The 24,452-nt window shown below is 72.4% G+C and carries 22 protein-coding genes and 1 tRNA gene; 22 read left to right on the forward strand and 1 reads right to left on the reverse strand.

What is annotated here, in order from left to right:
• Position 1 precedes the first annotated feature (1 nt).
• The 4 genes from addB (at position 2) to K244_RS0119235 (ending at position 9,292) form a co-directional block, all read left to right on the forward strand.
• The gene (gene addB, locus K244_RS0119220) at positions 2–3,094 is read left to right on the forward strand and encodes a double-strand break repair protein AddB (RefSeq protein WP_020187921.1); all 3,093 of its coding nucleotides are present in this window, start codon (positions 2–4) and stop codon (positions 3,092–3,094) included.
• The gene (addA, locus tag K244_RS0119225; RefSeq protein ID WP_020187922.1) at positions 3,091–6,477 is read left to right on the forward strand and encodes a double-strand break repair helicase AddA; all 3,387 of its coding nucleotides are present in this window, start codon (positions 3,091–3,093) and stop codon (positions 6,475–6,477) included. The genes addB and addA overlap by 4 nt, the downstream gene beginning before the upstream one ends.
• Before the next feature lie 280 nt (positions 6,478–6,757).
• Positions 6,758–8,251, forward strand: coding sequence for a carboxypeptidase M32 (locus K244_RS0119230; protein WP_020187923.1), 1,494 nt, complete (start codon positions 6,758–6,760; stop codon positions 8,249–8,251).
• A 180-nt stretch (positions 8,252–8,431) separates the two neighbouring features.
• Complete coding sequence (locus K244_RS0119235; protein WP_020187924.1) at positions 8,432–9,292, forward strand: transglutaminase family protein; 861 nt, start codon at positions 8,432–8,434, stop codon at positions 9,290–9,292.
• Positions 9,293–9,367: 75 nt separating this feature from the next.
• On the opposite strand, the gene K244_RS0119240 is transcribed toward K244_RS0119235, so the two are convergent.
• Positions 9,368–9,442, reverse strand: a tRNA-Gly gene (locus tag K244_RS0119240).
• Positions 9,443–9,552: 110 nt separating this feature from the next.
• On the opposite strand from K244_RS0119240, the gene K244_RS0119245 reads away from it, so the two are divergent.
• The 18 genes from K244_RS0119245 to K244_RS0119330 all read left to right on the forward strand — a co-directional run bounded on the left by K244_RS0119245 (position 9,553) and on the right by K244_RS0119330 (position 24,447).
• Positions 9,553–10,242, forward strand: a complete 690-nt coding sequence (locus tag K244_RS0119245) for a TIGR02117 family protein (RefSeq protein ID WP_051460040.1) — start codon at positions 9,553–9,555, stop codon at positions 10,240–10,242.
• 51 nt (positions 10,243–10,293) lie between these two features.
• Entirely contained in the window at positions 10,294–10,653 is a 360-nt protein-coding gene (locus tag K244_RS0119250; RefSeq protein WP_020187926.1) for a hypothetical protein, read from the forward strand.
• 192 nt (positions 10,654–10,845) lie between these two features.
• Positions 10,846–11,169 (forward strand): 50S ribosomal protein L21, encoded by a 324-nt coding sequence (gene rplU, locus K244_RS0119255; RefSeq protein WP_020187927.1) that lies wholly within the window; start codon positions 10,846–10,848, stop codon positions 11,167–11,169.
• A gap of 25 nt (positions 11,170–11,194) precedes the next feature.
• The gene (gene rpmA / locus K244_RS0119260) at positions 11,195–11,470 is read left to right on the forward strand and encodes a 50S ribosomal protein L27 (RefSeq protein WP_020187928.1); all 276 of its coding nucleotides are present in this window, start codon (positions 11,195–11,197) and stop codon (positions 11,468–11,470) included.
• A 132-nt stretch (positions 11,471–11,602) separates the two neighbouring features.
• A complete protein-coding gene (locus K244_RS22885) occupies positions 11,603–12,721 on the forward strand; it encodes a GNAT family N-acetyltransferase (protein ID WP_020187929.1) in 1,119 nt (372 codons plus the stop codon).
• Between the two features lie 64 nt (positions 12,722–12,785).
• The gene (locus K244_RS0119270) at positions 12,786–13,325 is read left to right on the forward strand and encodes a DUF3833 family protein (protein WP_020187930.1); all 540 of its coding nucleotides are present in this window, start codon (positions 12,786–12,788) and stop codon (positions 13,323–13,325) included.
• 234 nt (positions 13,326–13,559) lie between these two features.
• A complete protein-coding gene (gene obgE, locus K244_RS0119275) occupies positions 13,560–14,606 on the forward strand; it encodes a GTPase ObgE (protein WP_020187931.1) in 1,047 nt (348 codons plus the stop codon).
• A 41-nt stretch (positions 14,607–14,647) separates the two neighbouring features.
• On the forward strand, positions 14,648–14,923 hold the full coding sequence (locus K244_RS0119280; protein ID WP_020187932.1) for a type II toxin-antitoxin system VapB family antitoxin: 276 nt from the start codon (positions 14,648–14,650) through the stop codon (positions 14,921–14,923).
• 5 nt (positions 14,924–14,928) lie between these two features.
• Entirely contained in the window at positions 14,929–15,318 is a 390-nt protein-coding gene (locus tag K244_RS0119285) for a type II toxin-antitoxin system VapC family toxin (protein ID WP_245259830.1), read from the forward strand.
• Positions 15,315–16,439, forward strand: coding sequence for a glutamate 5-kinase (gene proB, locus K244_RS0119290; protein ID WP_020187934.1), 1,125 nt, complete (start codon positions 15,315–15,317; stop codon positions 16,437–16,439). The genes K244_RS0119285 and proB overlap by 4 nt, the downstream gene beginning before the upstream one ends.
• 89 nt (positions 16,440–16,528) lie before the next feature.
• Positions 16,529–17,812 (forward strand): glutamate-5-semialdehyde dehydrogenase, encoded by a 1,284-nt coding sequence (locus tag K244_RS0119295; protein WP_020187935.1) that lies wholly within the window; start codon positions 16,529–16,531, stop codon positions 17,810–17,812.
• Between the two features lie 107 nt (positions 17,813–17,919).
• Entirely contained in the window at positions 17,920–18,387 is a 468-nt protein-coding gene (locus tag K244_RS0119300; RefSeq protein WP_020187936.1) for a hypothetical protein, read from the forward strand.
• Between the two features lie 170 nt (positions 18,388–18,557).
• Entirely contained in the window at positions 18,558–19,148 is a 591-nt protein-coding gene (locus tag K244_RS0119305; protein WP_081761516.1) for a nicotinate-nucleotide adenylyltransferase, read from the forward strand.
• Between the two features lie 150 nt (positions 19,149–19,298).
• Entirely contained in the window at positions 19,299–19,679 is a 381-nt protein-coding gene (rsfS, locus tag K244_RS0119310) for a ribosome silencing factor (RefSeq protein ID WP_020187938.1), read from the forward strand.
• Between the two features lie 13 nt (positions 19,680–19,692).
• Positions 19,693–20,175 carry a 23S rRNA (pseudouridine(1915)-N(3))-methyltransferase RlmH gene (gene rlmH / locus K244_RS0119315; RefSeq protein WP_020187939.1) on the forward strand — a complete coding sequence of 161 codons (483 nt, stop codon included), beginning with the start codon at positions 19,693–19,695 and terminating at the stop codon, positions 20,173–20,175.
• Between the two features lie 312 nt (positions 20,176–20,487).
• Entirely contained in the window at positions 20,488–21,807 is a 1,320-nt protein-coding gene (locus tag K244_RS0119320) for a peptidoglycan DD-metalloendopeptidase family protein (RefSeq protein WP_020187940.1), read from the forward strand.
• Positions 21,807–23,135 (forward strand): S41 family peptidase, encoded by a 1,329-nt coding sequence (locus K244_RS0119325; RefSeq protein ID WP_036307135.1) that lies wholly within the window; start codon positions 21,807–21,809, stop codon positions 23,133–23,135. The genes K244_RS0119320 and K244_RS0119325 overlap by 1 nt, the downstream gene beginning before the upstream one ends.
• Positions 23,136–23,256: 121 nt before the next feature.
• A complete protein-coding gene (locus tag K244_RS0119330) occupies positions 23,257–24,447 on the forward strand; it encodes a divergent polysaccharide deacetylase family protein (RefSeq protein ID WP_020187942.1) in 1,191 nt (396 codons plus the stop codon).
• Positions 24,448–24,452: the final 5 nt, after the last annotated feature.

A 24,452-nucleotide genomic window follows, 5' to 3' on the forward strand; every position in this document is an offset into this window, starting at 1 on the left:
CATGAGCACGGGCCGCGCCCCCAACGTTTTGACGATCCCCGCCGGCGCGCCGTTCCTGGCGACGCTCGCGCGCGGCATCCTCGACGGGACGGTCGTGCGGGGCTTTGCGCCGCGCGGCGACCCGCTGGCGCTGGCCGAGGCCACCATCTTCCTGCCCACCCGCCGCGCCGCCCGCGCGCTGCGGGACGCGTTCCTGGCCGAGCTCGACGGCCGGGCCACGCTGTTGCCGCGCATCGCGCCGCTCGGCGACGTGGACGAGGACGCCGGCGCGGCGGAGGACGCCGCCGAAGTCGACGGCGAGCTGCCGCCGGCCGCGGCCCCGCTGGAGCGGCGGCTGGCGCTCGCCCGGCTGGTGTTCGGTTTCGCCGGCGCGCTCGACCGCTCGATGCTGCGCCTCAGCGACGAGGACGGCCCGCTGATCCCGGCGACGGCGGCGGAGGCGATCCATCTCGCGGCCGAGCTCGAGGCCCTGATCGACCAGATCGAGACCGAGGAGGTGGACGTCGCGGCGCTTAACGCCCTCGCGCCGGGCGAACACGACCGCTACTGGGCGATCACCCAGTCCTTCCTGCAGGTGGCGCTGAAGGCCTGGCCCGAGCATCTCGAACAGGTCGGCCGCCTCGACCCCAGCCGGCGCCGCAGGCTTCAGCTCGACGCCGCGGCGGCGCAGGTCGCCGCCGGGGCCGGGCCGGTGATCGCCGCCGGCTCGACCGGCTCGGCGCCCGCCACCCGCCGCCTGATCGCGGCGATCGCCCAGGCGCCCCGGGGCGCCGTGGTGCTGCCGGGCTTCGATCGCGACGGCCTCGACGAGGCCGCCTGGACCGCTCTGCGCGACGGCGACGCGCCCGGCCTCTACGGCCACCCGCAGCGGGGCCTGTCGCGCCTTGCGCAGGCGCTCGGCGTCAGCCGCCCCGAGGTCCGCGAGCTCGCGCCGGCCTCGCCCGCGCTCGCGGCCCGCGCGCGCCTCGCCGCCGACGCGTTGCGGCCCGCCGAGACCACCGACCTCTGGGGCGCGGCCTCGGGCGACCTGTTCGAGGTCGTCGGGTCGCTCGACGGCGTCACGCTGGTGGACGCGCCGCACCCGCGCGGCGAGGCCGCGGCCATCGCGGTCGCCCTGCGCGAGACGCTTGCGACGCCGGGAAAGACCGCCGCCCTGGTGACGCCGGACCGCGGCCTCGCGGCGCGGGTCGCCACCGAACTCGCGCGCTGGGGCGTCGCGATCGACGACAGCGCGGGCGCGGCGCTCAAGGCGACGCCCGCCGGCGGCCTGCTGCGGCTGGTCGCCGAGGCCGCCTTCGATCCCCGCCCGGCGCCGCTGCTCGCGCTGCTGCGCCACCCCCGCTGCCGCCTCGCGGACGCCCCCGGCCTTGGCTCCCGCGCGACCGACGCGCTCGACATCCTGGCCTTCCGGGAGGCGTTGCCGGGCCAGGGCTTCGAGGCGCTGCGGCGCGCGTTGCGGGAGCCGGAGGAGGGCGAGCGCCGCCACGGTCCGGCGAAGAGATTCGGAGGCCCCGACCGCGCCGCGGCCCGCGCTTTGGTCGACAGCCTCGAGGCGGCCCTCAGCCCGCTCGCGTGCACCCTCGATGCTCCGGTCGCGCCGCTCAAGAGGCTCGCGACCGCGCTCACGGGCGCCTACACGGAGATCGCCGGCGACGCGGAGGGCGACGACGCCGAGGCGGTCGCCCAGTTCCTCGAGGAGCTGCGCGAAGCCGCGCTCGAGGCGGAGCCGATCGCGCCGCGGGCTTTCCCCGGCGTCCTGGTCGCGCTGATGGCGGGACGGGTCGTGCGCCCGCCGCGCGACAGGCATCCGCGGCTCCGGATCCTCGGGCCGCTGGAGGCTCGGCTGCTGCACGTCGACCACATGGTGCTGGGCGGCCTCAACGAAGGCGTCTGGCCGCCGACGCCGCAGAGCGACGCGTGGATCAACCGGCCCTTGCGGGCGCAGCTCGGCCTCGCCCCGCCGGAGCGGCGCATCGGCCTCTCGGCGCACGACTTCGTCCAGGGCCTGGGCGCGCCCGAGGTGACGCTGACGCGGGCGGCGAAAGCCGGCGGCGCGCCGACCATCCCCTCGCGCTGGCTGCAGCGGCTCGCCGCCGTCGCCGAGCCAGCAGCCCACGCCGCCGCCAAGGCCCGCGGCGCGCGGCTGGCGCGGCTGGCGGAGAAGCTCGACGAGGCCCCGCGCGAGCCCGCGCCCCGGCCGCCGGAGCCGCGCCCGAAGCTCGAACTGCGGCCGCTCCAGATCAGCGTCACCGGCGTCGAGACCTGGCTGCGCGATCCCTATTCGCTCTACGCCCGCATGGTGCTCCGGCTGGACGAACTCGGCCCGGTCGGGCCGGAGCCGGGCGCGCGCGAACTCGGCGAAGTGATCCACGCCGCTCTGGAGGCCTTCGCCCGCAGCGGTCTGACGGCGGCGGATCCCGAGGCTCGTCCGGCGCTCCTGCGCTTCGGCGAGGCCGCCTTCGGCGCCCTGCTGGAGCGCGACGACGCCCGGCTGCTGTGGTGGCCGCGCTACGCCCGCATCGTCGACTGGTTCCTTGGCTTCGAACGCTCCCGCGCGCCCTTCGTGGCGCGCACGCTGGTGGAGCAGACCGCGGCCCACCGCTTCACGACGCGCATGGGCCGGGAGTTCGCGCTCACCGCCCGCGCCGACCGCATCGACGCGCTGAACGACGGGAGCTTCGCGATCCTCGACTACAAGACCGGCCGCACGGCCTCGGTGAAGCAGGTGCTCGCGGGCTTCGCGCCGCAACTGCCGCTGGAGGCCGCGCTGCTCGCCGTCGGCGGCTTCGCCGACGCCGCGCCCGACGGCGGGACGCCGGGCGGCCTTGCGCTGATCCGTCTCACCGGGCGCGATCCCGCCGGGGAGGTCGTCGACGTGCGCGCCAAGGACGAGCCGATCGCCGACGTGGCCGCCAAGGCGCTCGCGCGGTTCCGGCAGGTCGTGGATCGCTTCGAGGACGAGGCCGAGCCCTACCGCTCGCTGTCCCACCCCACCTTCCTGTCGCGCCCGGAAGGCCCCTACGCCCACCTCGCGCGGGTGAAGGAGTGGTCCGCCACCGGCGGCGCCTCGGACGGCGAAGGAGACGGGGAATGAGCGGTCCGAGCGCCATGACGCTCGAGCGCCAGGCGCTGGCGTCGAACCCGCGCGCCTCGGCCTGGGTCTCGGCCAACGCAGGCTCCGGCAAGACCTACGTGCTGGTGCAGCGCGTGGTCCGGCTGCTGCTCGCGGGGGCGGACCCTTCGCGCATCCTCTGCCTCACCTTCACCAAGGCGGCGGCCGCGAACATGCAGAACCGGGTGGTGGAGCGCCTGCGCGGCTGGGCCACCATGCCGGACGAGGCTCTGGCGGCGGAGGTCGCGGACCTCGAGGGCGCTCAGCCGTCGCGGGCCCATCTCGCCCGCGCCCGCCGGCTGTTCGCGCAGGCGCTTGAGACGCCGGGCGGGTTGAAGATCTACACCATCCACGCCTTTTGCGGCCGCCTGCTCCGGCAGTTCCCGTTCGAGGCTAACGTGCCCGCCGGCTTCGCCGAGATCGACGAGCGCGACCAGGCCGAGATGATGGCCCGCGCCCGCGCCCGGGTGCTGGCCCGCGCGGCGCGCGATCCCGAGGGCTCGCTCGGCGCGGCGCTCGCCTATCTCGTGCCGCGCGTCGCCGCGCAGACCATCGACGACGCCGTGGCCGAGGCCGTGGGCGGGCGCGACGACCTCCGCCGGCTGTTCGACGACCCCGCCGTCGGCGGACCCGACGGCGCGGCGCGGGCGCTGGCCGATACCTTCGACCTCGCCCCGCACGAGGACGCCGATGCGCTCGACGCCGCGATCCTCGGCGCCGGCCTGCCGGCCGAGGAATGGCCCGCCATCGCCCACGCGCTGGCGGAGGGGACGACGACGGACGGCAATCTGGCGGCCTGCTTCCTGAAGGCGGTCGCGGCTGGCGACGAGACCGAGCGGCGTGAGGCCTATCTCTCCGTGTTCCTCACGGCGACGGGCCAGCCGCGGGCGCCGAACCGGTTCGTCACCAAGGGCACGCGCGCGGCCTTCCCCAACCTCGCGACGATGCTCGACGGCGAGCGCGAGCGGCTGGCCGCCCTGCTTCCGCGCCGCGCCGCCGCGCGGATCGTCGCTCGCACCCGCGCGCTGCTCACGCTCGCCGACGCCACCATCGCCGAATACGCCAGCGCCAAGTCGGCGGAGGCGCTGCTCGACTACGACGACCTGATCGCGAAGACTCGCAACCTGCTGGCTCGCACCGAGTCGGCCTGGGTGCTGTTCAAGCTCGACGGCGGGTTGGACCACGTGCTGGTGGACGAGGCGCAGGACACCGCGCCGGCGCAGTGGGAGATCGTCCGGCGGCTGACCGAGGAGTTTCTGGCCGGCGCCGGCGCGCGCGGGAGCGCGACCCGCACAGTGTTCGCGGTGGGCGACGAAAAGCAGTCGATCTTCTCGTTCCAGGGTGCCGAGCCCGCGATCTTCGGCGAGGTCCGGAGCGCCTACGCGCGCGGCCATGAGGCCGTGGACCTCCGCTTCGACGACGTGCGGCTGCAGGAGAGTTTTCGCTCGACGCCCGCGGTCCTCGCCGGCGTCGACGCCGTGTTCGCGTTGGAGAGCGCGCGCAAGGGCCTGTCGTCGGACGCGGCGGGCACCGCGCATTCGACGACGCGCGTGGGCGCGCCGGGCTCCGTCGAACTCTGGCCGCTGGTCGCCGCGTCGCCGGCGGCGCACGCGGACGAAGCCTGGGACGCGCCGTTCGACGCTGTGAAGCCGGCGAGCGCCGTGGTGCGCCTCGCCGACAGGATCGCCGAGGAGATCGCGCGCGCGATCGCGTCAGGCGAGACGCCCGCGGGCGAGATCCTCGTGCTGGTCCGCCAGCGCAAGGCGCTGTTCGAGGCGGTGCTGCGGGCGTTGAAGAGCAAAGGCGTGCCGGTGGCGGGCGCCGACCGGCTGATCGTCGGCGAACACATCGCGGTCATGGACCTCCTGGCGCTCGGCGAAGCTCTGACGACGCCGGACGACGACCTGGCGCTCGCCTGCGCTTTGAAGAGCCCGCTGTTCGGGCTCACCGACGACGACCTGATGGCGATCGCGCCCGGCCGGGGCATGGGGCGGCTGCGTGACGCGCTTGGCGACGGGCCGCCGCGGGCGCAGGCGGCCCGTGACCGCCTGGCCGCGCTCGCTCACGAGGCCGCCGGCCGCACGCCCTTCGCGTTCTACGCCGACCTGATCGCCCGCGGCGGCGCCCGCAAGGCCTACCGCGCCCGGCTCGGCCACGAGGTCGACGACCCGCTCGACGCCTTCCTCGACCTCGCGCAGGACCACTCGTCCACGCACGCTCCGACGCTCGCCGGCTTTCTCGGCTGGATGCGGGCGGCGCCCGCCGAGATCAAGCGCGATCTCGACGTCTCCTCCGGCGAGGTGCGGGTGATGACGGTGCACGGCGCCAAGGGCCTCGAGGCCGGGCTCGTGGTGCTGGCCGACACCTGCGGCGGCGCGGCCTCGGGCCGTGGCTCCGCGCTGATCGACGTGGCGCGCGCCGGCGCCGGCCACGGCGCCGCGAAGATCCCGGTCTGGGCCGGGCGCAAGGAGGATGACCCGCCGGCGCTCGCCTCAGCGCGCGCTCTGGTCCGGGCCGAAGCCGAGGCCGAGCACCGCAGACTGCTCTACGTCGCCATGACTCGGGCGAAGGACCGGCTGATCGTCTGCGGCCACGACTCGGGACGCACGCGGCCCGAGGGCGCCTGGTATGACCTCGTCCGCGAGGGCCTCGCGGCGGCTGAGGGCGTGGAAACGATCGAGCAGCCGGAGGGCGGCGCGCTCTACCGGCTCGCAAGCGGCGGCCCGCTCGTCGCCGCCTCCGGGACCGAAGGGGAGAAGGCGTCCCTCGACGAGCAGACGCCCGACTGGCTGTTCGCGCCCGCCGTCCACGAGGAGGCGCCCGGTCCGCCGCTGTCGCCCTCGGCGCTCGTCGCCGCCGACGACGCGGGGCCTGCGCCCGCCGGCCCCGGCGCGGAGGCCGCCCGCGCCCGCGGCGTGCTGCTGCACCGCCTGCTGAAGACGCTGCCCGAGGTCGCGCCCGAGCGCAGGTCCGAGGCTGCGGCGCGGCTCAGCCAGCGCACGCCGGGGCTCGACGACGCGCTGAAGGCGGAGTGCGTTTCGGCGGCGCTTGGCGTCGTCGGCGATCCCGCTTTCGCGGCCGTGTTCTCCGGCGCCGGCCGCGGCGAGGTTCCGATCGTCGGCCGGCTCAGGGACGGCCGCGCCGTCTCCGGCCGCATCGACCGCCTCGCCGTCACCGACGCCGAGATCCTCGTCGTCGACTACAAGACCGACCGCCGTCCGCCCCCGCCGGGCGAAATCCCCGCCGGCTACGCCGCGCAGCTTGCGGCCTACGCCGAGCTGCTGGCCGAGATCTGGCCGGACCGACCGGTGAAGGCCGCGATCCTGTGGACCGCCGCGCCGCGGCTGGACATGCTTGGCGAGTGACCTGCCGGGGTCCCGCCCTCGCCGTGTCCCGGCCTTGAGCCGGGACCCAGAAACACGGCGTACCAAGATTGAGCACGGAGCCGGTCATCCCTCCTGAAACGAGGGGGTATCTGGGCCGCGGCTCAAGGCCGGGGCATGAGCGCCGCGTTTCTCCCAAGCGCCTCGGACCGGTGGTAGCCCAGCCCTTTTCGCCTCCGTCTCGCCAACGCGCCCCTTGAACCCGGCGGCGAGGCTTGCTCTGGATGGGCTTCCCGTCGCGAACCCGGACGCTCTCCCGCCGATGACCGCCTATTCCGAGCTCTCCGCCCATTTTGGCCGCGTCTCCGCGCTGTCGAACGCCCTCGGCATCCTGCATTGGGACAACGCCGCCGTGATGCCGAAGGGCGCCGCGGAGACGCGCGCGGACAGCGTCGCGCTGCTCGACGTCCTGCGGCATGGCATGGCGACGGACCCGCGGGTCGCGGACTGGCTGGAGGCCGCGGCGAACGACGACGGCCTCGGGCCGTGGGAGAAGGCGAACCTGCGCGAGATCGGCCGGGTCTACGCCCAGGACACCGCGCTGCCGGCGGATCTGGTCGAGGCCTCCAGCAAGGCGACCTCGGCCTGCGAGATGCGCTGGCGCCAGGCGCGCGAGGAATCCGATTTCGCCGGCCTGCTGCCCTACCTCGCCGAGGTGCTGCGGCTGCAGCGCGAGGCCGCGCGCGCCAAGGGCGAGGCGCTCGGCCTCGGCGACTACGACGCGCTGCTGAACGATTACGAGCCGGGCGGGCGCGCGGCCAAGATCGACGCGCTGTTCGACGACCTCGCGGCCTTCCTGCCGGGCTTCGCCGACGAGGTGATCGCGGCGCAGGCGCGCCGGCCGAAGGACGAGGCGCCGCAGGGTCCGTTCCCGGTGGACAAGCAGCGGGCGCTCGGCCTCCGCATGATGGCCGCTCTCGGCTACGACTTCGAGCGTGGCCGGCTCGACGTCTCGACCCACCCGTTCTGCGGCGGCGCCGACAACGACGTCCGCATCACCACGCGCTACGACGAATCGGACTTCGCGAGCGCGCTGATGGGCGTGCTGCACGAGACCGGGCACGCGCTCTACGAGCAGGGCCGGCCGCAGGCCTATCTCGGCCAGCCCGTGAGCGCGGCCCGCGGCATGAGCGTGCACGAGAGCCAGTCGCTGCTGATCGAGATGCAGGCCTGCCGCAGCAAGGAGTTCGTGGGCTTCGCCGCGCCCCTGATGCGCGAGACCTTCGGCGGCTCCGGCCTAGCCTGGGAGGCGGACGCGCTGTGGCGGCGCTACACCCGCGTCAGCCGCGGCTTCATCCGGGTCGACGCCGACGAGGTCACCTATCCCGCCCACGTCATCCTGCGCTACCGGCTGGAGAAGGCGCTGATCGCCGACGAGATGCCGCTGGCGGACCTGCCGGCCGCCTGGAACGACGGCATGAAGGCGCTGCTCGGCGTGACGCCGCCGAGCGACAAGGTCGGCTGCCTGCAGGACATCCACTGGCCCTCCGGCGGCTGGGGCTACTTCCCGACCTACACGCTGGGCGCCATCACCGCCGCCCAGCTGTTCGACGCCGCGCGCACGGCCGAGCCCGACATCCTGCCCGCGATCGGCCGCGGCGACTTCGGCCCGCTGGTGGCGTGGCTGCGCGCCAACGTCCACGCCCATGGCTCGCTCTACGAGACCGACGAGCTGCTCACCCGCGCGACGGGCCGCCCGCTCGACGCCGGCGTGTTCAAGGCGCACCTCAAGCGCCGCTACCTCGACGAGATCTGAGACCCTTCGGCGGGAGGGACGCACCGCGGGCCGGACGGCGTTCTGGCGTCGACGGACTGAGAAAGCAGCCTTAGGTTAGGAACCGCCCGCGCCCTACCGCGTTAGGCGCGGTCTCTCGCCGCCTCGGGATCCTCCCGCCCGCCGGGAGCCTTGTCCGGCCCGGGGGCCACGGAGACCGCCATGAAGTTCAAGCTCGGCTGCGAGCTCGCCTACACGATCGTCGACGAGACGGTGTTCATCTTCAACGTCGAGGTGGCGCAGCTTCCGCGCCACGTCGGGCTGGTCGACCGGCTGTCGTTCTCGCCCCAGGTCGAACAGCTCAGCTACGTCGCGCCCGACGTCGGCAACCGCTACGTCCGCGCGCTGGCCTCGCCCGGCGAGTTCTCGCTGGCCTACGAGGCCGAGGTCGACCTCGACGTCCACCGCGCCGATCCGACGACGGTGCAGGAGACCGACATCCGCGACCTGCCGCTCGAGATCCTGCCCTATCTGCTGCCGAGCCGGTTCGTGCCGTCCGATCGGCTCGCCGCCTTCGCCTACCGTGAGTTCGGCGACTTCCCGCGCGGCCACATGCGCGTCAGCGCGATCTGCAGCTGGATCTACCAGAACATCGACTACGTCCGCGGCTCGAGCGATTCCGAGACCACGGCGACGGAGATCCTGGTGCAGCGCGCGGGCGTCTGCCGCGACTTCGCCCATCTCGGCATCGCCTTCTGCCGCGCGCTCGGCATCCCGGCGCGGCTCGTCAGCTGCTACGCCTTCGGCCTGTCGCCGTCCGATTTCCACGCCGTGTTCGAGGCCTATCTCGACGGCCGCTGGTGGCTGTTCGACGGCACGCGCCAGGCCGCGCTCGACGGTCTCGTGCGCATCGGCGTCGGCCGCGACGCCGCCGAGATCGCCTTCGCGACGCCGTTCGGCGCCATGCAGCCGGGGCCGATCCGCATCTGGATCGAACGCGCCGACGGCCAGCCGGAGCCCGAACCGCGGACCACCGACGCAATCAGCACGCAGGACCCGAACCTCCATGGCCGCCAGATCTGACGAGAGCTAGGCCGGAGGCCCGGAAACGCGAAAGGCCCGCGCGAAGCGGGCCTTTTTCATGCGCCTGATGTCGACTGGAGCGGGCGATGGGATTCGAACCCACGACCCCAACCTTGGCAAGGTTGTGCTCTACCCCTGAGCTACGCCCGCCCGCTTTCGTCGACCGTCGACGCTGCCGCCGACGAGGCGCTTCCTATGCCGCAGCCGCCGGAGGAATGCAAGGCGGGTATGATGGCTTTTTTCGAACCTCGGAGAGGTCTGTGGACAGAGCGCGTGCGGCGCGGACGACCATCGCGGGTCTGCTCGGGATGGTCGAGGCCCTCGCCGTGGCGGGGCTGCTCTATCTTGCCGCCGCCGCGGCCGGGTCGGTCGTCCTCGGCCCTTCGGCGACCGCCATGGCCGGCCGGCGGGTGACGATCTTCGTCGTCGACAACGGCTACCATGTCGATCTCGTTTTGCCGACCGTCGACCCGTCAAAGGACTGGCGGCCTCTGCTGGACGCGTCGCCCATCGCGACGACGGGCCGCGACGCGCCCTGGGTCGCGTTCGGCTGGGGCTCCCGCACGGCCTACACCGAGATCGGCGCGCTGAGCGATCTCACCGCCGGCGCCATGCTGCGCGCGCTCGCCTTCGACCGGACGGTGATGCACGTGCTGCCGGTCGCGCGGGTGAACGCAGGCGAGGCGAACGTCCGAACTCTCCAGATCGCCGCGCCGCTCTACGCCGCCATGACTGCGCGGATCGACGGCTCGTTCGCCCACGGCGCGGGCGGGGCCGTGCAGCCGCTCGCGGGCGTGACGCAGGGGTACGGCGACGCCTACTTCGCGGCCGTCGGCGCGTTCTCGCCGGTCCGCACTTGCAACGTCTGGGCCGGGGAGATGCTGCGCGCGGGCGGGGTCACGGTCGGCGCATGGACGCCGTTCGCCGCCCCGCTGATGAAGAGGCTTTGACGTCGCCGCGGCGCGGGCGTGAGATGGCGGCTTCCTGCGGGGGAGGGACTTATGGCGACGTTTCGGATGCCGCTCGGCGGCGACGTCACTCAGGCGTTTCGCATCTTCACGTCGGCCTTCAACATGGTCGGCAACAGCTTCAGCCTGTTCACCGTCAACATGGGCCTGTCGAAGGCGCCGGAGGTGGAGGCCGAGGTGATCGACACGATCGGCAGCTACGGCAGCCAGCTCGGCCGCATCGGCGACGCGCTGGCGGTGCTGATTACGCACTTCGAGCCGAAGGGCAAGCTGACGCCCGAGGAGGACCGGGCCCTGCGGGCGCTGCGCGTGATGCTCGACGAGATCGCCGACATCAAGCAGGCGCACGGGCGGGCGCCGCTTCGGCCGCGGACGCTCGAGCCCGCGTCCTGACGGTGGAGCAGGGCTCCGGGACGCGCCTTCGCGGTTGACCGGAACCCAGCTCCCGCTGTACAGACACGCGCTGGCGCGGTGGGACCTCTCATCCGCGCCATTCCGTTTGGGCGACACGACCCAGACTGACAAAAAGCCGCGCCAAGGGCATTCCGCCTCGGGAGCGCGTTATGAACACGGGACTTTGAAACGATGTTCGCAGTCATCAAGACCGGCGGCAAGCAGCACCGGGTCGCCGAAGGCGACGTGATCACGGTCGGCAAGCTCGAGGGCGAGGCTGGCTCCACAGTGAATTTTGGCGAAATCCTCTTCATCGGTTCGGGCGACGACGTGACGTTCGGCGCGCCGTTCGTCTCGGGCGCCTCGGTCGCGGCCGAGATCGTCGAGCACGCGCGCGGCGCGAAGGTCATCGCCTTCAAGAAGCGCCGCCGCCAGAACTCGAAGCGCAAGCGCGGCCACCGTCAGGACCACACGATCATAAAGATCGTCGGCCTGACCGGCGCCTCCAAGAACTGACCGGCTCGAGAAAAGGAGAACTCCTATGGCTCATAAGAAGGCAGGCGGCTCCTCCCGCAACGGCCGCGACTCCGCAGGCCGACGCCTCGGCGTGAAGAAGTTCGGCGGCGAGCACGTCATTCCGGGCAACATCCTCGTGCGTCAGCGCGGCACCAAGTGGCATCCGGGCGCCAACGTCGGCATGGGCAAGGACCATACGATTTTCGCGACCGTCGAAGGCCAGGTGCTGTTCGTCTCGAAAGCCAACGGCCGCACTTACGTGAACGTGACGGCCGCCCAGATGGCCGAAGCTGCGGAATGACGGCGGGTTGAAGCGACGCTTCCCGCCGGGCCCAACACCCCCGGCGGATCAAGACAGGACCGAATAGGTCCGGACCGACGGGGGAGACGGGCGACCGTTCTCCCCCGTCGCCGTTTCGGAAGGTCCGGTTCGATGTCGATGCTGTTCGATGAAGGTCTGTTGCTCGAAGACTGTACCACCGCGGAGACGATCGTCCGCCTCCGCCGTCTGACCTTGAACGACGCCCCGGTCATCGCCGCGGCCTTGAGCGACGTCGCCGTCGCCCGAAACCTCACGCAGGTCCCCCACCCCTACGGCCTCGACGACGCCGAAGCCTGGCTGAAGAGCGTCGCCGGGCACCGCGACATGCTCGCGGCCGGCGTCTCGGTGGACGGCGCGCTCGCCGGCGTGGTCGCGATCGACGCCTCCGGCGCGACGCCGGAGCTCGGCTACTGGCTCGCCGCGCCGTTCCAGGGCCGCGGGGTCGGCCGGCTGGCGGTGCGCGCCTTCGTCGACTTCGCCTTCGCCACGACCGACCTCGCGACGATCGCCGCCGGGCATATGCTCGACAACCCGGCCTCTGGCCGGCTTCTGGAGCGGCTCGGGTTTCAGCCGACCGGCGAGACAGATGTGTTTTCGAAGGCGCGCGGCGCGACCGTGCGGCTCGCGAGGTCGACGCTTGCGCGCGCCGCCTGGGTCGAGGGCCAGCCGGCGATCGAGACGCCGCGCCTCAGCCTGCGCATGCCGACCCGCGCCGACGTGGCCGAGCTCGCACGCGCCGCCGAGGCCCCGTTCGGCCTCGCCACCGCGCCCTTCGCCGAGCTCGCCTTCATGGCGGATGCCCAGGCCTTCGTGCTGCGCGCGGCGCGCGAGATGCGGCCGACCAACCTCAGCCTGATCCTGCGGCTCAAGGAGGACCGGACGGTAGTGGGCGGCGTCGGCTGGCGGTCGGTGGAGCCGGGCGTGGTCGAGCTCGGCTTCTGGCTCGGCGCCGCCCACCGCGGCCGCGGCCTGATGGTGGAGGCGGCGCGGGCGACGCTCGAGGCGGCCTTCCTCGGCGGCGGCGCCAAGGCGGCGCGCGCTAACTGCCGGGCGAGCGACTGGGCCTCGCGCCAGGTGCTGATCCGCTGCGGCTTCCAGTGGGAGGGCTCGACGCTGGTGCGGCCCGCCTCCGGCGGCTCGCTGGCGGCCGATCGCTTCCGGCTCGACCGCGACACCTTCCTGTCGTTCCGGGAGTGGGCCGCGGCGGACGTCCGGGCGTTCGGGGGGTGACGGCATCCGCGGCGGGACGGGCGACGTATCCACGTCGACGTCCCCCCCGCCGGAGGCATCCGCCATGCGCCCTGTTCTCGCCGCTCTTGTTCTCCCGCTTGTTCTCACCGCCTGCGCCGGCGCGCCGAAGGTCGCCGGTGAGGACGGCCCCGGCCCCGCCTTCGCGCTGGAGCGAACCTTCGCCGGTCGGGGAACGGGGGAGGGCGTGTTCCGCAACACGCTCACCGGCTCGACCCGGCCCTTCAAGGTGGTGTTCAACGGCCGTCGCACCCCGCAGGGGCTCGATCTCGCCGAGGACATCGCCTACGCCGACGGCGAGACCGAGCGCCACGTCTGGCGCTTCCGCCGCGTGGGCCCCGGCCGCTACGAGGGCCGCCGCGACGACGTGGTGGGCGTCGCGACGGGCGTGGAGAGCGGCAACACCCTGCGCCTGTCCTATGACGTGAAGCTCAAGACCGGCGGAAGCACGGCGCAGGTGCATTTCGAGGACACGCTGGTGCGCCGCGGCCCCGGCGTCGTCGAGAACAACGCCCGCGTGTCCAAGCTCGGCGTGCCCATCGGCACGGTCGACATCGCCATCCGCATGGCCACCCCGCGCCGCTGACCTTGGGACGTTCGCTTGCGCGAGAAATGTGCTAGAGCCTGCGCGAAAGCAGTTTGGCCGGTGGTCGGCTGCTGCGCACGGCCGCACGCCGCCATCCCCGCTTTTGGCGGGCGTCCACGAGCCTCTCCTGACGTCGAACGCGACGCTCAAGTCGTGGACGCCCGCCAAAAGCGGGCATGACGCGTTTGTCGCGAGCCTCGTGCGCCCGACACGCCAGACGACGAAGCGACGTTCATGAAATTCCTCGACCAAGCCAAAGTGTATGTTCGTTCCGGCGACGGGGGCGCGGGTTGCGTCTCGTTCCGGCGCGAGAAGTTCATCGAGTTCGGCGGCCCCGACGGCGGCGACGGCGGTCGCGGCGGCAGCGTCATCGTAGAGTGCGTGCAGGGCCTCAACACCCTGATCGACTACCGCTTCAAGCAGCACTTCAAGGCCAAGACCGGCGTCCACGGCATGGGCAAGAACCGCACCGGCGCGAACGGCGCGGATGTGGTCATGAAGGTGCCGGTGGGCACGCAGATCCTGGACGAGGACGAGGAGACGCTGCTGTTCGACTTCACCGAGATCGGGCAGCGCTACGTGCTCGCCAAGGGCGGCAACGGCGGCTTCGGCAACGCCTATTTCACCACCTCGACCAACCAGGCGCCGCGCCGCGCGAACCCCGGCCAGGAGGGCGAGGAGCGCTGGATCTGGCTGCGGCTGAAGCTGATCGCGGACGCGGGCCTCGTCGGCCTGCCCAACGCCGGCAAGTCGACCTTCCTCGCCGCCGTCTCGGCCGCGAAGCCGAAGATCGCGGACTACCCCTTCACCACGCTGCACCCCAATCTCGGGGTGGTCGGCGTCGACGGCCGCGAGTTCGTGATGGCCGATATTCCGGGCTTGATCGAGGGCGCGCACGAGGGCGTCGGCCTCGGCGACCGCTTCCTCGGCCACGTCGAGCGCTGCCGCGTGCTGCTGCATCTGGTCGACGGGACCTCGGAGCACGCCGGCGAGGCGTACAAAGTGGTGCGGGCGGAACTCGAGGCCTATGGCGGCGGGCTGACCGACAAGCCCGAGATCGTCGCGCTGTCCAAGGCCGACGCGCTCTCGCCGGAGCTCCGCAAGCAGCAGCTCCAGCGGCTCAAGCGCGCGGCGAAGACGACGCCGGTGGTGCTCTCCGCCCAGTCCGGCGAGGCGATCGAGGCGACGCTGCGCCAACTGCTCGGCGTGATCGACGAGGCCAAGGGCGTCGAGGCGGCCGAGGCCATGCCGCAGATCGCCGTGGAGGCGTGGCGGCCGTAAGCGTTGGAGTATATGCTAGCTCTTGATCAAGGAGAGCTAGCATGGGACGCCAGTTGAACGTCCGAAGCGACGAGGCGTATGAAATCGCCCGCAATGTCGCGCAGATCACCGGGAAGCCTGTCGCCGAAGTCGTGCTCGACGCCTTGCGCGAGCATGGCGCGAAGTTCCGGGACGCTGCGCAATTGACCGCGACCCAAAAGGCGAACATCGAGGCGATACGCGCCGCGGCCCGGCGCGCCGAAGCCAATATGAAGCCGGGCGTATCGGTCGAGGACGTGATGGACGAGATGTACGATGAACAAGGTCTTCCGCGTTGATCGCGGTGGACTCGTCCGCTCTCGTCGCGATCGCCAAGAACGAGGCTGAAGGGAAGGCGTTCGCGCAGGTCATCGGCGTGGCCGAGGCCGTCGTCGGCGCTCCGACCCTTCTCGAGACGCGGATCGTTCTCCAGTCGCTCATGTCCGACGGCGCCGACCGCTTCATCGCCGACATCGCCTCCAACCCGGCGGTGACGGTCGTCGCGTTTACGGCGGACCACTACCGACTGGCCGCCGAAGCCTTTCAAAGATATGGCCGTGGCCGTGGCCATCCCGCCAAGCTCAATTTCGGCGACTGCATGAGCTACGCCGTCGCCAAGCTCCATAACGCGCCCCTGCTCTTCAAGGGCGACGACTTCGTCCACACCGACATCCAGCCGGCCTTTACAACGTGACCGCTCCCTCGCTCGCCTCCTTCAACCGCATCGTCGTCAAGATCGGCTCAGCGCTGCTCGTCGATCAGGTCGCGGGCGCGCTTAAGCGCTCCTGGCTGGAAAGCCTCGCGGCCGACCTCGCCCGTCATGCCGCCCGCGGGGCGGAGGTGATCGTGGTGTCTTCGGGGGCGATCGCGCTCGGCCGCACGGTGCTCGGGCTGCCGCGCGGCGCGCTCCGGCTGGAGGACAGCCAGGCCGCCGCCGCGGTGGGACAGATCGCGCTGGCTCGCGCGTGGTCCGAGGTTTTGGGCGATCATAGGTTAACCGCAGGTCAACTTCTGCTTACACTTGGCGACACCGAGGAGCGCCGGCGCTACCTCAACGCGCGCGCCACGCTCGCCCGCCTGCTGGCGCTGAAGGCGATCCCGGTCGTCAATGAGAACGATACCGTCGCGACCTCCGAGATCCGCTATGGCGACAACGACCGGCTGGCTGCCCGGGTCGCGTCCATGGCGAGCGCCGACTGCCTCGTGCTGCTGTCCGACATCGACGGCCTCTACACCGCGCCGCCCGCCCAGGACCCGACCGCGACGCTGATCCCGATCGTCGAGCGCGTGACCGCCTCGGTGGAGTCGATCGCCGGCGGGGCGGCGTCGGAGTTCTCGCGCGGCGGCATGCGCACCAAGGTCGAGGCCGCCCGGATCGCGACCGGCGCCGGCATCCACATGATGATCGCCTCCGGCAAGGTCGACAGCCCGCTGTCGGTGGTGGAGCAGGGCGGCCGCTGCACCTGGTTCCTGCCAAGCGAGAACCCCGCGCAGGCCCGGAAGCGCTGGATCGCCGGCGTGCTCGCGCCGCGCGGCGCGATCTTCGTCGACGCGGGGGCTGCCACCGCCCTCAACCATGGACGCTCGCTGCTGCCCGCGGGCGTACTGCGCGTCGAGGGCGAGTTCGCCCGCGGGGACGCGGTGGTGGTGCGGGCGCCGGACGGCGAGGAGCTCGCGCGCGGCCTCGTCGCCTACGACGCTGCCGACGCCGAACGGCTCGTGGGCAAGCCGACCGCCGCGATCGAGGAGATCCTCGGCTTCCGGGGACGCTCCGCGATCATCCACCGGGACGATCTCGTCCTGACGGGGGCGTAGTCCACGCAGGCGGCCCGGCCCTGCGCTCGCCGGATAATGACGCGGCTTCCGAAACGCGCTAAAGGGCGCGTTCCCTTGGAGGTTCAGCCATGTCCGCCGCCGCCGAACGGCTCATCGAGATCGACGCCATCATGCTGGAGGTCGGCCGCAGCGCCCGCGCCGCCGCGAAGACGCTCGCGCTCGCATCCCGCCCGGCGAAGGACGAAGCCCTGAAGGCCGCGGCGCGGCGCCTGTTCGCGACCGAGCGCCAGATCCTGACCGCGAACGAGGCGGACCTCGCGGCCGCGCGCGCGTCCGGGGTCGCCGCGTCCTTCCTCGACCGGCTGACGCTCACCCCGGCCCGCGTCAAGGGCATGGCCGACGGCCTCGAAGCCGTCGCGGCGCTTCCCGACCCCGTGGGCGAGACGACCGCGGCCTGGACGCGGCCGAACGGCCTCGCGATCGAGCGCGTGCGCACGCCGCTCGGCGTCATCGGCGTGATCTACGAGAGCCGGCCCAACGTCACCGCGGACGTCGGCGCGCTGTGCCTCAAGGCCGGCAACGCCGCGATCCTGCGCGGCGGCACGGACAGCTTCCGCTCCTCGGCCACGATCCAGTCCGCGCTCGCCTTCGGCCTCGCCGAGGCCGGCCTGCCGGAGGACGCGGTTCAGCTCGTGCCGACGCGCGACCGCGCGGCGGTCGGCTCCATGCTCGCCGGCCTCGACGGCAACATCGACGTCATCGTGCCCCGCGGCGGCAAGGGCCTCGTCGCCCGCGTGCAGGCGGAAGCACGGGTGCCGGTGTTCGCCCATCTCGACGGCAACAACCACGTCTTCATCGCCGCCGGCGCCGACCTCGCCATGGCGCGGTCGATCCTGATGAACGCCAAGATGCGCCGCACCGGCGTCTGCGGCGCCGCCGAGACGCTGCTGGTCGACCGCGCGGTCGCGGCTTCCCACCTCTCAGCCCTGGTGACGGACCTGCTCGACGCGGGCTGCGCGGTGCGCGGCGACGCGGAGACCCGCCTGGTCGATCCGCGGGTCACGCCCGCGACCGACGAGGATTGGCGCACCGAGTTCCTCGACGCGATCATCGCGGTCCGGGTGGTCGACGGCCTCGAGGGCGCGCTCGCGCACATCGACGCCTACGGCTCGCATCACACCGACGCGATCGTCACCGGCGACGAGGCGGAGGCCGCGCGCTTCCTGGCCGAGGTCGACAGCGCGATCGTGCTGCACAACGCCTCCACCCAGTTCGCGGACGGCGGCGAGTTCGGCTTCGGGGCCGAGATCGGCATCGCCACCGGCCGCCTGCACGCCCGCGGGCCGGTCGGACTGGAACAGCTGACGACCTTCAACTACCGCGTCCGCGGGACGGGCCAGACTCGTCCGTGAGGCCGAAGCCCCTTGGTGTTTGTCCTGATGCGGAGAACCCGCGTTCAGGCGTAGCCTGAGGCTGCGTTCAGCCGGCGGGGGGCCGGTCGCGCTTGGGGGAAGCGATCATGGTCATGCGAGGAGCCGCGGCGGCGGCGCTGGCGCTTATCGTCGGGGCTTCGGCTGCCCAGGCGGACGTGGTGTTCAAGGGAACCGCGGTGGTCACGGCAGTGACCAACACCGCCGTCTGTCTCGCCGAGTACGACGTAGGCGAAGCCTTCGCAATCACCTACCGCGCCAAGGTCAGCGGAGAGCCGGCCAAGGAAACCTTGCAGGGGATCGGGACAGACGGCGCCTATCTCATCACCGCGACCTCCTCGGGCGGCCTCCTGCGCGGCGGCGGCGCCACGGCGCGGATCGACGGGGTGGCCTACGCCCAGCCGGTGACGGTCACATCCACCACGCTTAGCCTCACCTCGGCGCCTGCGACCATCGCCGCCTCGACAAACTACGTGACCCTCTCGGGCTACATCAACAACCTCGCCATACCGGGCTGTCGGGTTACGTTTCGCATGAGCCTTGCGCGACTGCCTTGATGGCGGCGGCGCGATGGCTTATTCGCGCCTCGGACTGACGGCCGCGGGCCATAGGGGCTGTCGACGCCCCTCCGAGCGGCCGGAGAGGCGAGGTTCCGGCCATCTCATCCAACAATCGAGCCACATCGCGGACGGTCGCTCACAACCGGCGCCCCGGCGAGTCGCTGCGGATGCCTCCGCACGCCCCTGGCATGCGCATCGGCCTGTTCGGCGGCTCGTTCAACCCGGCGCATGCGGGCCACCGGCTCGCGACGCTGACCGCGATGAAGCGGCTCAGGCTCGACCGCGTCTGGTGGCTGGTCACGCCCGGCAATCCGCTCAAGGACAACGCCCTGCTGCCGGCGATCGACCTGCGCGTCGCCGCCGCCCAGGCCGTCGCCCGCCATCCGCGCATCGTGGCGACGGGGTTCGAGGCGAGGATCGGCTCGCGCTTCACCCACGACACGATCGCGCATCTCACGCGCCGCGCGCCGGGCGTCGCCTTCGTGTGGATCATGGGGGCCGACAGCCTCGAGACGTTCCACATGTGGGAGCGGTGGCGCGCGATCGCGGCCACGGTCCCGATCGCGGTGGTCGACCGCCCCGGCGCGACGCTCTCCGCGATCCGCGCCCGGGCGGCCGCGCGGATGGCGGGACGGCGCGTTCCGGAGGCCGCCGCGGCCGAACTCGCCGGCTCGCTCCCGCCGGCCTGGACCTTCCTGCACGGCCCTCGTTCGCCCCTGTCGTCCACCGCGCTGCGCGGCGCCCGACACGATTCGTGACCGCTGGGGCGCTTTCCTGGGCTCAGGCGGTTGAAAAAGCCCCTGCGAAACCGTTAATGTGGAAGCGGTCGGAGGAGCCTCCGGCTAAAGAGGACGGCTGACGGAAGGCGAAGACCCCTGTCCACCATAGCGCTGAAGGAGACGCCGTTGATGGCGCCTCATATCGGCGGCGGAGCGCCCGATGCGGCGAACCCGGCGCTGCTTCACCTCATCCTCGACGTGCTCGACGACAACAAGGCGGAAGACACCGTGGTCATCGACCTGCGCGGAAAATCCGCGTTGGCCGATGAGATGGTGATCGCCACGGGTCGTTCGAACCGGCATGTGGGCTCGATCGCCGACAAGCTTGTCGAGGAGCTCCGCGCCCAGGGGCACGGCAAGGCCCTGGTCGAGGGCCTGCCCCATTGCGACTGGGTGCTGATCGACGCCGGCGACGTGATCGTTCACGTCTTCCGTCCGGAGGTCCGCGCCTTCTACAACCTCGAGAAGATGTGGTCCGCCGACCGTCCGGTGGAAGCCTCGGCGTCCTGATCGCCGCGCCGCGATGCGTCTCGTCATTGCGGCCGTTGGCCGGCTGAAGGCCGGACCCGAACGCGAACTCGTGGGCCGCTACGTCGAGCGCGCCAGCCAGGTCGGCCGGGGGATCGCGCTGTCCGCGCCGGAGCTCGTGGAGCTCGACGAGAGCCGCGCCCGCAGGCCGGACGACCGCAAGCGCGACGAGGCCGCGGCGCTCGTCGCCGCGCTCGACCCCAAGCTCCTGATCTACGCGCTGGACGAGGGCGGCAAGTCGCCCACAAGCGAGGCCTTCGCCGCGGACCTCGGCCGCCGCCGGGACGACGGCGCGGCGGGCGTGGCGTTCGTGATCGGCGGGGCGGACGGGCTGGCGGAGGAGTTTCTGGCGCGGTCCACCGCAAAGCTCGCCTTCGGCGCGATGACCTGGCCGCACCAGATCGTGCGCCTGCTGCTCGCCGAACAGCTCTACCGCGCCGCGACCATCCTCGCGGGTCATCCCTATCACCGCTCGTGAGATCCTGAAGCCGGCCGCCCTCTTCCCTTCTCCCCTTGTGGGAGAAGGTGGCGCGGAGCGCCGGATAAGGGGGGGCCGGGACATCCTGAACGGCGACGGAGGGCGTCCCGGACGACCCCTCACCCCAACCCTCTCCCGCAAGGGGAGAGGGGGACCGCAACGGCGCGCTTATCCGCGACCGAGCGAGACAAGCTCGCCCGTCGAGACACGCGCTCTTCCGCCATGGCTTTTCGCCGCCCCGTTGCGGGCCGGCCGAAAACCCGGCAGGTGTGGTTAGCGAAACCTTAAGTCTCAGGCCGCTCAAATCCCCCGATGAGCCGACTTCGCCTTCTCCGCGCGCTTGGGCTCGGCGCCGCCTTGGCCGCGGCGTCGGGCGCGGTCGCACGCGCCCAGGACGGGCCGCCCCCGGCCGTCTCCGAGGACCAGCGCAAGGCGCTGGACGAGAAGCGGGAGGCGCTGCGGCTGGCCGACGAGGAGCGCCAGCGCATCGCCGCCGAGATCGAGGCCCTGAAGGGCGAGCGCGGCAAGCTGCAGGCCGCCCTCATCGACGCCGCCGGCGCCATTCGCCAGCGCGAGCCCCAGGTCGCCGAGCGCGAGACGCGCATCGCCGAGATGGCCGAATCGGAACGCCAGCTGAAGGCCTCGCTGCTCGCGCGGCGCGGCGTTCTCGCGGAAGTGATCGCCGCGCTGCAGCGCATGGGACGGCAGCCGCCGCCGGCGCTGCTGGTCCGCCCCAACGACGCGCTGGAGGCGGTGCGCTCCGCGATCCTGCTGGGCGCGGTGGTGCCAGACATGCGCGCGGAGGCCGAATCGCTCGGCTCGGACCTGCGCGAAATGTCCCGGCTCAAGGGCATGATGACCGACGAGCGCGACGAACTGGCCGGCGAACTCGCCGACCTCGGACGCGAACGCGCGCGCCTCGCCGCGCTGATGGACGAACGCCAGCGCCGCATGGGGGCGCGCGAGGCGGATCTCGCCGGCGAGACCGCCAAGGCTCAGGCGATGGCCCGCGACGTGAAGGACCTCGAGGGGTTGATCGCCCGGGTGGAGCAGGAGGTCGCCGGCGCCCGCGCCGCGGCCGAGGCGGCGCAGGCCGCCGCGGCGGCCGGTCGGCCCGCCGGCGACGAGACGCGGCGCAAGGTCGACCTCGCGGCGTTGCACGACGCCACCCGACTCGCGCCGGCGCTGCCCTTCGCGGAGACGCGCGGCATGCTGCCGCTGCCGGTGGCGGGCCAGAAGCTGCGCGATTTCGGCCGGCCGAACGGCGCGGGCGGCGCGGAGCAGGGGCTTTCGCTCGCCGCCCGACCCGGCGCGCCGGTCACGGCGCCCGCGGACGGCTGGGTGGTCTACGCAGGGCCGTTCCGCTCCTACGGGCAACTCTTGATCCTCGACGCCGGCGGCGGCTATCATATCCTTCTTGCGGGAATGGAGCGGATCACCGTCGGCCTCAAGCAGTTCGTCCTCGCGGGCGAACCGGTGGCCGTGATGAGCGGGGATCCTTCCGGAGCGACGCCGACCGCCGCAGCCGGAGCTCAGAAATCCGTGCTATATGTCGAGTTCCGCAAGGACGGCGGCTCGATCGACCCGACCCCATGGTGGGCCGGCGTCCCAGGCGAAAAGGTAGGCGGATGATGCGAAAGGTTTCCCTGGTCCTGCTCGGAGCCGTCCTCGGCGCCTCCGCGGCGGGCATGGCGCTTCAGCCGCGGGCGTTCTTCGGCTCCGCCGCGGAAGCGGCCGGCAACGCCGACACCTACCGGCAGCTCAACCTGTTCGGCGACGTGTTCGAGCGCGTGCGCTCCGACTATGTCGAGAAGCCGGACGACGCCAAGCTGATCGAAGCGGCCGTCAACGGCATGCTCTCCGGGCTCGATCCGCATTCGAGCTTCATGGACGCCAAGGCGTTCAAGGACATGCAGACGCAGACCTCCGGCGAGTTCGGCGGCCTCGGCATCGAAGTGCAGATGTTCGAGAACCAGATTCGCGTCGAAGGCGCGATCGACGACACGCCGGCCGCGCGCGCCGGCGTCCGCGCCAAGGACATCATCACCGAGCTCGACGGCAAGTCGATCCAGGGCCTCAGCCTGAACCAGGCCGTGGAGAAGATGCGCGGTCCGGTCAACACGCCGATCGAACTGACGGTCCAGCGCGAAGGCGCCTCCGAGCCGGTCAAGATCAAGATCGTCCGCGACGTCATCCGGATCCGTTCGGTGAAGTTCAACGTCGAGGGCGACGACATCGGCTACATCCGCGTCAGCCAGTTCAACCAGCAGACCTTCGAGGGCCTGAAGAAGTCGCTCGAGGACTTCGACCAGAAGATCGCCAAGGACAAGTTCAAGGGCTACGTGCTCGACCTGCGCAACAACCCGGGCGGCCTGCTCGACCAGGCGATCGCGGTCTCCGACGCGTTCCTCGAGCGCGGCGAGATCGTCTCGACCCGCGGCCGCAACCCCGACGAATCGCAGCGGTTCAACGCGCGCTCCGGCGACCTCGCCAAGGGCAAGCCGATCATCGTGCTGGTGAACGGCGGCTCGGCCTCGGCCTCCGAGATCGTGGCCGGCGCGCTGCAGGACCACCGCCGCGCGACGGTGCTCGGCACCCGCTCCTTCGGCAAGGGCTCGGTCCAGACCATCATCCCGCTCGGCGGCAACGGCGCGATCCGCCTGACCACCGCGCGCTACTACACGCCCTCGGGCAAGTCGATCCAGGCCAAGGGCATCGTCCCGGACATCGAGAGCGTCCAGGAGATCCCCGAGGACGTGAAGGGCAAGGACGAGACCAAGGGCGAGGCCGGCCTGAAGGGCCACCTCAAGAACGGCGACGACGAGGCGTCCGGCTCCTCGGCCTATGTTCCGGCCGACAAGAAGGACGACAAGCAGCTCAACTACGCGCTCGACCTGCTGCGCGGCATCCAGAGCAACGCCAACTTCCCGCCGGCGGCGAAGTCCTCCAGCGCGAACTGACGGCGGCCCCGCCGGACCTGATCTTCCGCGGCCGTCTCCGGCGAAAGCCTGAGGCGGCCGCGTTGCGAATCCGCTATGATTCGCAACGCGCCACCGGGACGGCGCGCAGCGATCCGGGGCGATGACCCACGACGATCTCGAAAAGCCCGTGGAGGGCAGACTGGGGAAGATGCGGGCCGCGGCCGCGCGTCGGCGTCCGCGCGTCGACCCCGCCGCGGTCTTGGCGGCCGCAGTCCTCGCGGTCCTCGCGTTCGGCGGCGTCTGGGCGATGGTCGTGACCGACCCGCTCGGCGGCCAGCCCGTCGTGACCGCCGCGATCGAGCGTCGCGGCGCGCCCGCCCCGGAGACCGCGGCGGCCCCCGAGACCCACGCCGAAGCGAAGCCGGAGGCGGCGTCCCGCGACGGGGTGCCGATCGTGCGGCCGGGCGATCCCATGCCGAAGAGCGGCCCGGTCATCATTCGCGTGCCCGGCGCGGAAGACGGCCGCACGGCCAAGAGCGGCGCGCGCGCCGCGCCGGGCGAGATCGACACGGCGCTTCTGGAGGACAGCCGCTACGGCGGTCTGCCGCGCGTCGCGGCCGATGGCCGGCGGCCCCTCGACGCCTACGCCCGCGGCGCGGAGACCGCCACGGGCGCCCGGGTCGCGCTGGTCGTCGGCGGGCTGGGGGTCGGCCGCGAGGCGACGCTGCAGGCGCTGGCGGCGTTGCCGGCGGAGGTGTCGGTCGCGTTCTCGCCCTATGGTTCCGACGTCGCCGATCTCGTGGCCAAGGCGCGCGGGGCCGGCCGCGAGGTCCTGCTGCAGGCGCCGATGGAGCCGTTCGACTACCCCGCCAACGACCCCGGCCCGCAGACCCTGCTGACCAACCTTCCGGCGTCCGCCAACCTCGAGCGGCTGCGCTGGTCGCTCGGCCGCGCCGAAGGCTATGTCGGGCTGGCCCCGCTCGCCGGCGCCCGCTTCCTCGAGACCGAGCCCGCGCTGCAGCCGATCTTCGTCGAGCTCGCGCGGCGCGGGTTGATGTTCATCGGCGGCGCGCCCAACCGCGCCGACAAGGCCTCGCCGATCGCCGGCCAGGCGGGGTTGCCCTTCGCCCGCCCCGCGGTGGTGGTCGACGCCGCGTCCGACGCGGAGGGCGTCGACGTGGCGCTCGCCCGCCTCGAACGCGAGGCGCGCTCGGGCAAGGTCGCCGTCGGTTGGGCCACGCTGTCGCCCCTGCTCCTGAAACGCGTCGACATCTGGCGGGCGGGTCTGGCGGAGCGCGGCGTCGCGCTCGTGCCCGTCAGCGCCGCCGGCGGCGCGCAGACCCGATCGTGACCGGC

Source organism: Methylopila sp. 73B, assembly GCF_000526315.1.
Taxonomy (GTDB): Bacteria; Pseudomonadota; Alphaproteobacteria; order Rhizobiales; family Methylopilaceae; genus Methylopila.